Source organism: Paraburkholderia sp. (assembly GCF_004298475.1).
Classification (GTDB): domain Bacteria; phylum Pseudomonadota; class Gammaproteobacteria; order Burkholderiales; family Burkholderiaceae; genus Paraburkholderia; species Paraburkholderia denitrificans.
In genome coordinates, this window is record NZ_SCRP01000023.1 from 1 (window position 1) to 13501 (window position 13501).

The window sequence follows — 13501 nt, forward strand, 5'->3', positions numbered from 1 at the left end:
GACCATGAGGCCCGGGACGCGCATGCCCCACGAAACGGAGAACGCGCATGACGCCCCGCATGACGCCCCTCTTGAGCGCCCGTCATCTGACGAAGCAATACGGCGGCCGCAACGGCTGCCGCGACGTGAGCTTCGACCTCTATCCCGGCGAGGTGCTGTGCATCGTCGGCGAATCGGGCTCGGGCAAGACCACGCTGCTCAACACGCTCGCGCTGCGCACCGAGGCCGATTCGGGCGAGCTGCACTACGCGGACGCCAGCGGTGAAACGCTCGATCTGCGCGCGCTTTCCGAACCGCGGCGGCGTCTGCTCACGCGCACCGAATGGGGTTTCGTGCAGCAGAATCCGCGCGACGGGCTGCGCGCAGGCGTCTCGGCCGGTGCGAATATCGGCGAGCCGCTGATGGCCGTCGGCGCACGCCACTACGGCCGGATTCGTGACACGGCGCAGCAGTGGATGGAGCGCGTCGAACTCGACGCCGCGCGTATCGACGAATTGCCCTCGGCGTTTTCGGGCGGCATGCAGCAGCGTCTGCAGATCGCGCGCAATCTCGTCACGGGGCCGCGCCTCGTCTTCATGGACGAACCCACCGCCGGTCTCGACGTTTCGGTACAGGCGCGCCTGCTCGACCTGCTGCGCACGCTCACCACGACGCTGCATCTCTCGGTGCTGATCGTCACGCACGACATCGGCGTCGCGCGCCTGCTCGCGCACCGGCTCATGGTGATGCAGGGCGGCACGGTCGTCGAATCGGGCCTGACCGACCAGGTGCTCGACGACCCCCAGCACCCCTATACGCAGACTTTGGTGGCCTCCGTGCTGCCGGTCTAGGAGGATCGCCATGACCGAAACCGGAACCGGCACGACTCATGCTGCCAACCATGCAATGCGCGCGTTCGTCGAACGCCCCGCGTTGATGCTGCGCGCGGAAAACGTGCGCAAGACCTTCACGCTGCACGGCCAGGGAGGCATCGGCATCGAAGCGCTTGCGGGCGTCTCGCTCGAGGTCGAACGCGGCGAATGCGTCGTGCTCGTCGGGCCGTCCGGCGCGGGCAAGAGCACGCTGCTGCGCTGTCTCTACGGCAACTATCTCGCGAGCGGCGGCTCGATTGCGATCCGCGACGACGACACCGCGCTGCAACACCTCGAAATCACGTGCGCCGCACCACACGACGTGCTGCGTCTGCGCCGCAAGGTGGTGGGCTACGTGAGCCAGTTCCTGCGCGTGATTCCGCGCGTCGCCACGCGCGATCTGGTCGCCGCGCCGCTCGTGGCGCGCGGCGTGGCGCAGGACGAAGCCTATGCGCGCGCCGAAACGCTGCTCGCGCGCCTGAACGTGCCGCAGCGGCTCTGGTCGCTTGCGCCCGCAACGTTTTCGGGAGGCGAACAGCAGCGCGTGAACATCGCCCGCGGACTCATCGCGCAGCACCGCGTGCTGCTGCTGGACGAACCCACGGCTTCGCTCGACGCGGAAAATCGCGACGCAGTGTCGCAATTGATCGTCGAAGCGCGCGAGCACGGCGCGGCAATCGTCGGCGTCTTCCACGACGAAGACACACGCGAGCGCGTCGCGACGCGGCGCATGCCGCTCGCCGCTGCGCGCACGCAAACGCCGCCGGGCGAAGCCGCCTGAACCTGTGACCGGCGCCTGTTACCCGCGCCTGTTACCCGAGCCTGTTACCCGCGCTTATCTGCGCTTACCCGCGCCCTGACCTGCGCGCCAATCTGATTACGGAGCCCGACGATGTTGATCACGAACGCCCGCATCGTGACGCGAGACGAAGTTTTCATCGGCACGATGCGTGTCGATGGCAGCCGGATCGGCGAACTGTCACGCGGCACGACCGCCGCTGCCGACGCTGAAGACTGGCACGGCGACTACCTGCTGCCGGGTCTCGTCGAACTGCACACCGACAACCTGGAAAAGCACCTCGCGCCGCGCCCCGGCGTGCACTGGAACACCGACGCCGCGTTCGTGATCCACGACGCGCAGATCGCGGCGGCGGGCATTACAACCGTGTTCGACGCCCTCGCCATCGGCACGCGCCTCGCCGTGGGCGTGCGCGGCCGCGACGTGCAGCTGGCGTGCTCCGGGGCGCTCCTGCGTTTCTCCCGGCGCGACCTCCTGCGCGCCGAGCACTTCCTGCACCTGCGCTGCGAAATCGCAACCCAGGACGTGATCGAACTGTTCGACACGCTGAGCGAGCACCCGCTCCTGCGGCTCGCCTCGGTGATGGACCACACGCCGGGCCAGCGCCAGTGGCACGACCGCGAGCAATGGCGCCGCTACCAGGAGCGCCACGGCAAGTGGACCGATGAGCAGGCTGCGACGGCACTGGCCGAACTCGCCGACGAGCAAAAGCGCTTCGCCGACGACCACCGCCGCGAGATCGTCGAGCGCTGCCGCGTGCGCGGCATCCCCCTCGCGAGTCACGACGACACGCTGGTCGAACATGTCGAGCAGGCTGCCGCCGAAGGCATGGTGCTCGCCGAATTCCCGACCACGCGCCTCGCTGCGGCACAGGCGAAAAAACGCAGCATCGCGACGATCATGGGTGCGCCGAACGTGGTGCGCGGCGGCTCGCACTCGGGCAACGTGTCGGCGCTGGAACTGGCCGAGGCGGGTTTGCTCGACATCCTGTCGTCGGATTACGTGCCGTCGAGCCTGCTCGCCGCGGCCTTCGACCTCGTCGCCAAGGCGGGCTGGACGCTGCCGCGCGCCGTGGCGACGGTCTCGCACGCGCCCGCGCGCAAGGCCGGGCTAACCGACCGGGGCGCGATCGAGCCGGGGCTGCGCGCCGACTTCGTGCGCGTGGCGATGCTCGACTCGCTGCCGGTGCCGCGCGAGACCTACCGCGCAGGCAAGCGGGTGGTCTGAGCGGCGCGCGCGCCGCGTTGCAAAAGCGTGCCGGACAGCCCGCGCGGCCAACGGCACGCCATCGTTTTTATTTCATATTCCATACAGAATCTTTCGGCGCGGCAGCGGCGCGGATTGTCGCACCGACACATCACAGCCCCCGCTTCACAGCCCACGCATCACAGCCCGCTTTCACCAGCGTTTCGGGTGCGCCTCGAGACCGCCGCCAAGCCCCGTCCGGCACGGTTTTCCGTGCCCCTGCGCCCGGTTACCGAACGTTCGGTAACACGCGACTGCCCGCACCATCTCGTATTACACTAGCGACGTCATAATTTTGACCTGGTAATCTTGGCGCACCGCTGGCAATACCGTTGGCGGAAATGACCAGAATTGGGACGCAAACCGCGCCTGATAATTGCACTGCGGCGCCCACAACGCACGCGGTGCACCATGAACCATACCGAGGAGTACACATAGTGAAGAAACTGCTTGCCGCCCTGTCGGTTGCCCTGCTGGCCGTATCGGCCGGTGCTGCCCATGCGAAGGACTGGTCCACCGTGCGCTTCGGTGTCGACGCCAGCTACGCGCCGTTCGAATCCAAAGCACCGGATGGCAAGCTGGTCGGCTTCGACATCGACCTCGGAAATGAAATCTGCAAGCGCCTGAACGCGAAGTGCGTGTGGGTCGAGCAGGATTTCGACGGCATCATCCCGGCGCTGAAGGCGAAGAAGTTCGATGGCGCGCTCTCGTCGATGACCATCACGCCGGAGCGCGAGCAACAGATCGCCTTCTCGGTCAAGCTGTTCAACACGCCGACGCGCCTCGTGGCGAAGAAGGGTTCCAACCTGCAGGCAACGGCTGACGCGCTCAAGGGCAAGTCGGTGGGCGTCGAGCAAGGCACGATCCAGGAAACCTACGCGAAGGCGAACTGGGCACCCAAGGGCGTGAACGTGGTTCCCTACCAGAACCAGGATCAGGTCTACGCCGACCTGCTGTCGGGCCGCCTGGACGCAGCGCTGCAAGACGAAGTGCAAGCCGACCTGGGCTTCCTGAAGACCCCGCGCGGCGCTGGCTTCGCGTTCGCCGGCAAGGAAATCCCGACGGGCTCCGCCGCTATCGGCCTGCGCAAGGAAGACGCCGACCTGAAGGCAAAGATCGACAAGGCTATCGCCGACATGATCAAGGACGGCACGTACAAGAAGCTCGCAGCCAAGTACTTCGACTTCGACGTCTACGGCAGCTAATTGCCCTGCGCCGCGCTGCGATGCCCGCGGGCGTCGCAAACGCGGCACACGAAAAACCCAGATTGCGGTCTGGGTTTTTTTTCGTCCTCACTTTTATTCGCTATCGATCGTTGAGGATTGGAAAACATCTTCGGATGCGCAGCGGCAAGGCGCCGCCCGGGTTCCGGCCTCAGATCGAATCCGCTAAGATCGGCCTACCGCTTTCATCGCGGGAATCGCTGGATCCGAACTCAACTTCAATGCGCGCCGCGGCATACCGTGACGCGCTCAGATCATGCAAACCCATCACCATCCGTTGATCGCGCCGGCGCTCGGCACCGAGCGGCACATCACGAGCTTCCACTACGGCGCAGGCGGCGCTCAAAAGGTCTACGTTCAATCGTCGCTGCACGCCGACGAACTGCCCGGCATGCTGGCCGCATGGGTCCTGCGCCGCAAGCTCGCCGAACTCGAAACGGCGGGCCGCATCCGAGGTGAAATCGTCGTCGTCCCGGTTGCGAATCCGATCGGCCTTGGGCAGCACTGGCTCGGTCATCTCGCCGGACGGTTCGAATCGAATACGGCGCAGAACTTCAACCGCAATTTCTACGACCTCGCGGCGCTCGTGCTGCCGGTGATCGAGGCACGCCTCGGTCCCGATGCCGACGCGAACCGAAACGCCATTCGCGCCGCCATGGGCGAAGCGCTGGCCGCCCAGCAGCCGAAGACCGAGCTGGATTCGCAGCGCCTCACGCTGCAGCGGCTGTCCTTCGACGCCGACATCGTGCTCGACCTGCATTGCGACTGGGAAGCCGCGCTGTACATCTACACGAACCCGGAACTGTGGCCCGACGTCGAACCGCTCGCGCGCTATCTGGACGCCCAGGCGTCGCTGCTCGCGCTGAATTCGGTCGGCAATCCGTTCGACGAGATCCACAGCTTCTGCTGGAGCGCACTGCGCGAGCGCTTCGGCAAGCGCCATCCGATTCCTCTCGGCTCGATCTCGGTGACCGTGGAGCTGCGCAGCCAGCGCGACGTGTCGTATGAATTCGCCGAACGCGATGCGCAGGGCATCGTCGATTATCTGGTCCATCGCGGCGTGATCGACGGCGAGGCGCCGCCGCTGCCGCCGCTCGCGTATCCGGCCACGCCGCTCGCCGGTACGGAGCCGCTTGTCGCACCCGCAACGGGCGTGATCGTATTTCGCGCCGAACACGGCACGTGGATCGAGGCAGGCGCACCCGTGGCCGACATCGTGAACCCCCTGACCGACGAAGTGATCACGCTACGCAGCAGCGTGAGCGGCGTGATGTACGCGCGGCATAGCACGCGCTTCGCCACGGCCGGAGCGGAGATCGCACGGATCGCCGGCGCGCGCCCGATTCGCAGCGGCGCGCTGCTCTCGCTCTAATCCGGCGGTGAGCCCGGCTCATGCGGAACGTATGAGCCGGGCGCTCAACCACGACAGCCGGATCCAGTCGGCACTTGCTCTGCATCACTCACGTTCTCGAACGAGCGTCGGCCGATATGAGCTACATCAAAATCCCGGCAACGATCTTTAATTCGTGTTGTTGATCAATCACATCGGCCTGTCTTTATTGGCCAATAGCCACAGGTAAATCCGGCTGCCTAAAGCTGCCTAAAGCTGCCCAAAGCTGCCCAAAGCTGCCCAAAGCGACCTGCCGCGGCATATTCCCAAAATAAATCTTCCCCGGCTTCTCATCCGCGATCCTCACCAATCCGCGTCGGAACCGGGCACGAATACCATTCCTGAACAAATATCAATTCTCCGGACCTGCTGTCGCATCGGCACCACAGAAAAACAACAAATTTCCTACGTACTCCCTCTGTCATATTAAATTCTGCAGCGTGGAATAAATTGCGCGCCACGAATGACCTTGTCCGAACGAGACGAGGCACTCGTATCTTTCCTTAATCCGGAGAACAAGTCTTGTATAAGAAAATACTGACCACCGCGGTTCTCGCCGCTATCGCGAGCGCAGCCCAAGCACAAAGCAGCGTAACGCTGTATGGCTTGATCGACGCCGGCATCACGTACACGAACAACCAGAGCGGCCACAGCGCCTGGCAACTTCGCAGCGCCACGGTCAACGGCAGCCGCTTCGGCCTGCGCGGCTCTGAAGACCTCGGCGGCGGCCTGAAGGCGATCTTCACGTTGGAGAACGGCTTCAACATCAACAACGGCACGTTCGGCCAGTCGAGCCGCATGTTCGGCCGTCAGGCATTCGTCGGTCTCGCAAGCGACCAGTTCGGCGCCGTGACCCTCGGCCGCCAGTACGACAGCGTCGTTGACTACGTGGCGCCGCTGACGCTCACGGGCAGCCAATACGGCGGCACGATCGCTGCACACCCGTTCGACAACGACAACCTGAACAACTCGGTCCGTTTCAACAACACGGTCAAGTACACGAGTATCGACGTTTCGGGCTTCAAGTTCGGCGCAACGTACTCGTTCTCGAACAGCACCGAGTTCGCGAACAACCGTGCATACAGCTTCGGCGCATCGTATAACTACGGTCCCCTGAAGCTTGCAGCCGGCTACCTCCAGCTGAACAACGACGTCGCGTCGGCCTCGTTCGCCGCCAACCGGAGCGGGAGCTTCACGGGCGCAGGCGGCGCAGGCGCACAAACCGGCGAATGGACGTTCCTGGCTGGCCGTCAGCGCACGTTCGGCGGCGGCTTGAGCTATGCGTTCGGCCCGGCAACGGCTGGCCTCGTGTACACGCAGACGAACCTGTCGGACACTGCAGGCGGCGGCATTTCGGGTTCGCAATCGGGCACCGGCAACGCAACGAGTGGCGGCGTCGCCTTCGGCGCGAACAGCGCCCGCTTCCAGAACATCGAAGCCAACGTTCGTTACGCTCTGACCCCGGCCCTGATCCTGGCAGGCGCATACACGTACACCCGCGCGGACCTCGGCGCAGGCGTAAACCCGAACTACAACTCGGTTTCGCTGCAATCGGACTACCTGCTCTCGAAGCGCACCGACGTGTACCTGCAAGGCGACTGGCAACACGTGTCGGCAACGGGTGGCAGGATCCATGCGTTCATGAACGGCGAAAGCTCGGCTTCGTCGACGCAAAGCCAGGTTGCTGTGACGGTCGGTATGCGTCACCGCTTCTAAGAAGCACCCTGCTGGCAGTTTTGCAGCTGAGAAAGGCGCCGTTTGCGGCGCCTTTTTTCATTGCGGCCGTCTCTTCACGGCCCCGGCCCGGCGTGAACGCTAGCCCATGTCGATGGGCTTCACGCGCCAGATATCGCTCGCGTATTCGGCAATCGCGCGATCCGACGAAAACTGGCCCACGCCCGCAACATTCTCGATAGCGCTCGCAGTCCACCCCGCGACGTCGACGAACCGGCGGTCGACTTCCTCCTGAGCCGCGATGAACGCAGCGAAATCGGCCATCACGAGGTAGTGGTCACCCCAGTCCACGAGCGAGTGAAAAATATCCAGGAAGCGCGCAGGGTCTCCCGGCGAGAAAAAGCCCGTGCGAATCTGGTCGAGCGCCGTGCGCAGCTCCGCGTTGTCCTCGTAGATCTGGCGCGGCCGATAGCCCGACGCGCGCAGTGCATCGACCTGATCCGACGTGTGGCCGAAGATGAAGATATGCTCCGGTCCCACCGATTCGCCGATCTCGATGTTCGCGCCGTCCAGCGTGCCGATCGTCAGCGCGCCGTTGAGCGCGAGCTTCATGTTGCCGGTGCCCGACGCCTCGGTGCCCGCGGTCGAGATCTGCTCGGAAAGATCGGCTGCCGGAATCATCAGTTCCACCACGCTCACGCCGTAGTTCGGCACGAACACCACCTTGAGCCGTCCGCCCACCGCGGGATCGCTGTTCACCTTCTCAGCCACGTCGTTGATGAGCTTGATGATCGTCTTCGCCATGCGGTACGCGGACGCCGCCTTGCCCGCGAACAGCACCACGCGCGGCACCCAGTCGCTTTGCGGGTTCTCGCGGATGCGGTTGTAGCGCACGATCACATGCAGCACGTTGAGCAACTGGCGCTTGTATTCGTGAATGCGTTTGACCTGCATGTCGAAGAGCGCGTCCGGATCGAACGCAATGCCCGTGCGCTGCGTGAGCCGCTGCACAAGACGCACCTTGTTGCAGCGCTTGGCGGCGCGAAATGCGGCTTCGAACGCGGCGTCGCCGCGCAGGTTGCGCAACCCGCGCAGTTCAAGCAGATCGCGACGCCAGTTCGTGCCGACGCTCTCGTCGATGAGCCGGGCGAGCGGCGGATTCGCCTGCGCGAGCCAGCGGCGCGGCGTGATGCCGTTCGTGACGTTCGTGAAGCGCTCGGGATAGAGCCGCGCAAAGTCGGCGAAGATATCGCGCTGCATGAGCTGCGAATGCAGCTTCGAAACGCCGTTGACCTTGTGGCTCGCGACGATCGCCAGAAACGCCATGCGCACGCGCCGGTGGCCGAATTCATCGACGAGCGAGATGCGGCGGATCAGGTCGAGATCGTGCGCGCCCTGATCGCTTGCTTCGGTGAGAAAGGCCGCATTGATATCGAAGATGATCTGCAGATGCCGCGGCAGCAATCGCGCCAATAGTTCGAGATCCCAGGTTTCTAGCGCTTCGGGCATCAGCGTGTGATTGGTGTACGAGAACACGCGCCGGATATGGCCCATCGCGTCGGCCCACGGCAGATGGTGGACATCCACGAGCAGACGGATCAACTCGGGGATCGCCAGCACCGGGTGCGTATCGTTCAGATGCACCGCGACTTTCTCGGAGAAGCGCCCGAACGTGCTGTGCGTGCGCAGATAGCGGCGGATCAGATCCTGCATCGTCGCGGACACGAAGAAATATTCCTGACGCAGACGCAGTTCGCGGCCCGCCATCGTCGAATCGTCGGGGTAGAGCAAACGCGAGACGTTCTCCGATTCGTTGCGCGTTTCCACCGCCCCCTGATAGTCGCCCTTGTTGAACGCCGAGAGATCGAGTTCCTCGTCCGCACGCGCGGACCACAGGCGCAGCGTATTGGTGGCGTCGGTTGCGTAGCCCGGGATGATGGTGTCGTAGGCCATCGCGTTGACGTGCCGGGTGTCGATCCATTCGACGTTGCCGTTGCGCTGCACCGTGCGCCCGCCGAAGTGCACCGGATACTGCACCTCGGGCCGCGGAAACTCCCACGGATTGCCTGCGTGCAGCCAGTAATCGGGCGCCTCGACCTGCTCGCCGTTGACGATCCGCTGCCGGAACATGCCGTAGTCGTAGCGAATGCCGTAACCGAAACCGGGAATGCCGAGCGTCGCCATCGAATCGAGGAAACACGCGGCCAGACGTCCGAGGCCGCCGTTGCCGAGCGCGGCGTCCGGTTCGAGATCGATCAGCGATTCCATGTCGATGCCGACGTCGGCCAGCGCCTCTTTCATCTGATCGTAGATGCCGAGCGCGAGCAGCGCGTTGGAGAACGTCCGGCCGATCAGAAATTCCATCGACAGGTAATAGACGCGTTTAGCGTCCTGATCGTACTGGCGGCGCGTGGTGACCATCCAGCGCTGGACAAGACGATCGCGCACGGCGAGCGCCGCGGCGTGCAGCCAGTCCTGCGGACGGGCCGTGACGGCATCCTTGCCGACGCCGTACATCAAGCGGTTCGAGATGGAACGGCGCAGCGCTTGCGCGCTGCTCTGCAACTGGTCGAATTCCAGACCGACTGTCATCGAAGCCTCCCGGAAATGCGGCGCACTCGCCGCGCGTTCTGGGGCTGCGCGTGCAAAGCGCCCGGGTGTGACGCCGGGGCCGAAACGCAGATCAGTTTGCAGAGTAGGACATTTTTGCGCCGCTTGCGGCAGCACGGCATGGCGTGCGGCGGCGGGCGCCGTGCCGCCGAAGCGCTGCGTCTGCGTGTTATCGCGCGAAATACGCCTTCACGGCCTCGACGAACGTATCGATATCCGCCGCCGACAAATCGAGGTGCGTCACGAATCGCGACGCGTAGAGCATCTGCGTGAGCACGCCGCGTTCCTTGAGCCACGCTTCGAGCGGCGCGCAGTGTTCCTGCGGGAACTGCGCGAACACCATGTTCGTCGCCTGCGACATGACCTTCACCTGCGCGATTTGTGCGAGACCGGCTGCAAGGCGGGCCGCGTTGGCGTGATCGTCGGCGAGTCGCGCGACGTTGTGATCGAGCGCGTAGAGGCAGGCCGCCGCCAGCACGCCCGACTGGCGCATGCCGCCGCCGAGCACCTTGCGCCAGCGGTGCGCCACGTCGATCACGGCCCGGCTGCCGACCAGCACCGAACCCACCGGCGCGCCCAGCCCCTTCGAAAAGCAGATCGACACCGAATCGAAGCCCGCACAGAGCGCCGCGAGCGACTGGCCCGAAGCAACGACGGCGTTGAACACGCGCGCGCCGTCGAGGTGCGTCGAGAGTCCGCGCGCGTGGGCGAGCCCGGTTGCCTCGGCGACATACGCCGCCGGCAACACCTTGCCGCCGATCGTGTTCTCGAGCGCAAGCAGGCGCGTGCGCGCGAAGTGATCGTCGAGCGGCTTGATCGCGGCGGCGATGCGTTCGAGCGCAATCGTGCCGTCTTCGGCATTGTCGAGCGGCTGCGGCTGAATGCTGCCGAGCACCGCCGCGCCGCCGCCTTCGTATTTGTACGTGTGCGCCGCCTGGCCGACGATATATTCGTCGCCGCGCGCGCAGTGCGCCATCAGGGCAGCGAGGTTGCTCTGCGTGCCGCTCGGGAAGAACAGGCCCGCCTCCTTGCCCGCTTGCTCTGCGAGGCGCGCCTGCAGGTGCAGGACAGTCGGGTCGTCGCCCCAGACATCGTCGCCGGTTTCGGCGCGGGTCATGGCGGCGAGCATGCCTTCGCTCGGGCGGGTAACGGTGTCGCTACGCAGATCGATCATGCGATGAAGTCTCCTGGTTGGCGCTCGCGCGATGCTGTACGAGCGGCGCGTGTGCGTCGGGCGTGGCGGGCGTGGCGGCGCGCGCATTCCGGTGCGCGCATTTTGGTGCGGAACCGGCGCGCATCGCGGCGTGGGAACCTTGGAGTGTAGTTTCGAACGGCGTGCGCAGGCAAATGGCGCAAAAACGCCGCGATGTGCGGCGTGTGGTGTGTGGCGCGCGTGCCGCCTAGCGTGGCAGCAGCGGCAACGGATCGACCGGCTTGCCGTTGCTGCGCACCTCGAACTGCACGCTGGCGACACCGTGGGTGTCGACGCCCATTTCGGCAATCGGCTGGCCTTGCGTGACGGCCTCGTCTTCCTTCACGAGCAGCTTGCCATTGTGGCCGTACGCGGTCACGACCGAATCGTTGTGCTTGATGATGACGAGCGGCCCGTAGGCCTCGATGCCCGTACCCGCGTAGACCACGCGGCCCGCCGCAGCGGCCTTGACCGGTTCGCCCGCCACACCGCCGATCACGATGCCGCTGGCCTTGCCGGGCACGAACTTCTGCAGCAGCGGCCCGTAAACCGGCCAGGCGAGCGTGAGAGACGGCGGGACGGGCACGGGCATGGCGACACCCGCCGCTGCGGGCGCTGAAGAAGGCGGCTGCTGAGCGGAGGGCGCGAAGCTCGGCGGCGGCGCGACACGCAGCACCTGGCCGGGCACCACGCTTGCGCTGGGCGGCAACTGGTTCCAGCTTGCGATGTCCTGCACACGCTGGCCGAAGGCCGCGGCGACGCGCGCGAGCGTATCGCCGGGATTGACGCGGTAGTAACCGGCGGGAACGCCGCCGGTCGAAAGCGGGACGGGCCTGCCGGCCGTTTCGCCCCAGGGGGTGATCGTGCAGGCGCTCATCAGGAGCGTCAGGGCAGCCAGTGCTGCCCCTGCTGCCATTGCTGCCGCTGCTGACATTGTGTCCGGGTTTCGCCGGTGTCGATTCATGATGCAGTACCTCGCTTGTGCCTCGCTTGTGCCTCGCTCGTGCGACGCTTGTGGCTCGCTGCGTACACTGGGGGCCACGTACATTCGATGTGCTTCGGTTCGCAAGCGTTCGCTGACGCGCCACGCCTGACGAAAAAGGAGGGCCGGAAAAAACGGGCGATCCATTATATCGTCCGATGCGAAACGCACCGCGCGAAGCGGGCAGCGCTCACTTCCGGCAACGCTCGCCTATACTGCGTCGTGCTGCACCATAAAAATAACGACAGGTGCTTCGCTGCGGTCCCGCATTCGTGAGGAATCCGAGGATGAACAAAGCCACCTTCCTTTCCGTGCAGCTCAGTGTCGAAGACATCGCAGCGTCGCCCGGCCTGGTCGAATTGCTGAACAACCACCTTGTCTTTGCGGCCGACGTGGCCGAGGCGGCCGACGAACTGATCCAGCACGCGAGCGTCGCACACCTGTCGGGCGGCGTCGAGGCGACCGTCGAAATTCCGGCCGTAGTGATCGAACGTCTGCGCCAGTCGCTCGACACGCTGAGCGGCTACGACGAAACCTGGCTGTTCGCACTCGAGCCAGGACGCGCGCTCTTCGACGACATCGCACGCCGCTCGCGCCTCCTGCACTGAGGCAGGGCCTGTGCCTGGCGCAACCAGGCCCTGGCGCGGAGCGGACGGCGCACCAGATAAAAAGCGCGGACCGGTTCTGGACCGGGCCGCGCTTGACTGCGTGCTGCGGATACTGCCACTACTAATCCAACCTCTCAAAGACTTCGGCACTGCAACTTCTACTGCAACTGCAACATCCACTGCGACTGCAACATCCACTGCAACTGCGACTGCAACTGCAACTGCAACTGCAACTTCTACTGCGACTGCTTGCGCAACTTCTACTGCCGGAACCGCCACTTCTACTGCAACTACAACTGCTACAGCTACCTCGACAGCAACTGCTACTTCAACGGCATAAATCTGTCACGACCACCGCAACTGCACGTTCCATCTCCGGGACCCGCGAGCCGCATGACGCCGGGTTTCAGCAAAACGACTTAGTGGCCAAAATAAACCGACCCTGCCTTGGCCGGCCGTTGCGGCGCGACCGAGTCGCCCGTCTGCGACGTGCCGGCTGCCGGTGCGCCGAAGCCGCTGGCGTCGCGGCTGGTGTTGCTGCTGGCGAGCTGCTGCTCATGCACGCGCGCCTCGGCGGCCTCGATGTTTGCCGGATAGTCGAGGTGACCGGTCGCCGGGTTGTAACCCGCGTGTTCGAGTTCCGCCAGTTCCGCACGCACCTGGGCGCGCGTCAGGCCTTGCTGGCTCGCCTGTGCGAACGAAATGGCCGGGATGGCGAACGCGGCTGCAACCACAATCGCGGGAATGAGCTTCTTCATGCTTGGACCTCCATGTGTTTTATCCAGGCTTCGAACGCCTTGTTCGTAAGCCGTTGAACCAAGTCTAGGAGGCTTTTTGATCTAGGGAAAACCCTGATTAGTTGAAACACAATTTCATTTCAAGCAACAATAAAGGCGAGTCAACGTGACTCGCCTTTCAATTCCAGCA

11 protein-coding genes are annotated in these 13501 nt (G+C 64.7%); 7 read left to right on the forward strand and 4 right to left on the reverse strand.

The genetic code is table 11. The features are described 5' to 3' along the window. Positions 1–59: 59 nt before the first annotated feature. The 6 genes from phnK to EPN59_RS12670 all read left to right on the forward strand — a co-directional run bounded on the left by phnK (position 60) and on the right by EPN59_RS12670 (position 7224). Entirely contained in the window at positions 60–830 is a 771-nt protein-coding gene (phnK, locus tag EPN59_RS12645; protein ID WP_293042119.1) for a phosphonate C-P lyase system protein PhnK, read from the forward strand. 10 nt (positions 831–840) lie between these two features. Then, complete coding sequence (phnL, locus tag EPN59_RS12650; protein WP_293046118.1) at positions 841–1632, forward strand: phosphonate C-P lyase system protein PhnL; 792 nt, start codon at positions 841–843, stop codon at positions 1630–1632. Between the two features lie 111 nt (positions 1633–1743). Beyond that, positions 1744–2877: an alpha-D-ribose 1-methylphosphonate 5-triphosphate diphosphatase gene (locus EPN59_RS12655; RefSeq protein ID WP_293046120.1), complete on the forward strand. Its 1134-nt coding sequence runs from the start codon at positions 1744–1746 to the stop codon at positions 2875–2877. Between the two features lie 455 nt (positions 2878–3332). Then, positions 3333–4100, forward strand: coding sequence for an ABC transporter substrate-binding protein (locus EPN59_RS12660; RefSeq protein ID WP_293038351.1), 768 nt, complete (start codon positions 3333–3335; stop codon positions 4098–4100). Between the two features lie 274 nt (positions 4101–4374). Beyond that, complete coding sequence (locus tag EPN59_RS12665) at positions 4375–5490, forward strand: succinylglutamate desuccinylase/aspartoacylase family protein (protein ID WP_293046123.1); 1116 nt, start codon at positions 4375–4377, stop codon at positions 5488–5490. Between the two features lie 540 nt (positions 5491–6030). After that, the gene (locus EPN59_RS12670; protein WP_293038345.1) at positions 6031–7224 is read left to right on the forward strand and encodes a porin; all 1194 of its coding nucleotides are present in this window, start codon (positions 6031–6033) and stop codon (positions 7222–7224) included. A gap of 99 nt (positions 7225–7323) precedes the next feature. Here the strand turns inward: EPN59_RS12670 and EPN59_RS12675 are convergent, their stop codons facing one another. From EPN59_RS12675 to EPN59_RS12685, 3 genes are all read right to left on the reverse strand, one after another. Further along, positions 7324–9774 (reverse strand): glycogen/starch/alpha-glucan phosphorylase, encoded by a 2451-nt coding sequence (locus EPN59_RS12675; protein WP_293046125.1) that lies wholly within the window; start codon positions 9772–9774, stop codon positions 7324–7326. A 187-nt stretch (positions 9775–9961) separates the two neighbouring features. Then, the gene (ltaE, locus tag EPN59_RS12680) at positions 9962–10966 is read right to left on the reverse strand and encodes a low-specificity L-threonine aldolase (protein WP_293038339.1); all 1005 of its coding nucleotides are present in this window, start codon (positions 10964–10966) and stop codon (positions 9962–9964) included. A 226-nt stretch (positions 10967–11192) separates the two neighbouring features. Beyond that, positions 11193–11900: a peptidoglycan DD-metalloendopeptidase family protein gene (locus EPN59_RS12685; RefSeq protein WP_293038336.1), complete on the reverse strand. Its 708-nt coding sequence runs from the start codon at positions 11898–11900 to the stop codon at positions 11193–11195. Between the two features lie 353 nt (positions 11901–12253). Here EPN59_RS12685 and EPN59_RS12690 point away from each other — a divergent pair, with 353 nt between their 5' ends. Further along, positions 12254–12574, forward strand: a complete 321-nt coding sequence (locus EPN59_RS12690; protein WP_293038333.1) for a hypothetical protein — start codon at positions 12254–12256, stop codon at positions 12572–12574. A 419-nt stretch (positions 12575–12993) separates the two neighbouring features. Here EPN59_RS12690 and EPN59_RS12695 read toward each other — a convergent pair whose 3' ends face one another. Further along, positions 12994–13332 carry a DUF4148 domain-containing protein gene (locus EPN59_RS12695; protein ID WP_293038331.1) on the reverse strand — a complete coding sequence of 113 codons (339 nt, stop codon included), beginning with the start codon at positions 13330–13332 and terminating at the stop codon, positions 12994–12996. Positions 13333–13501 lie beyond the last annotated feature (169 nt).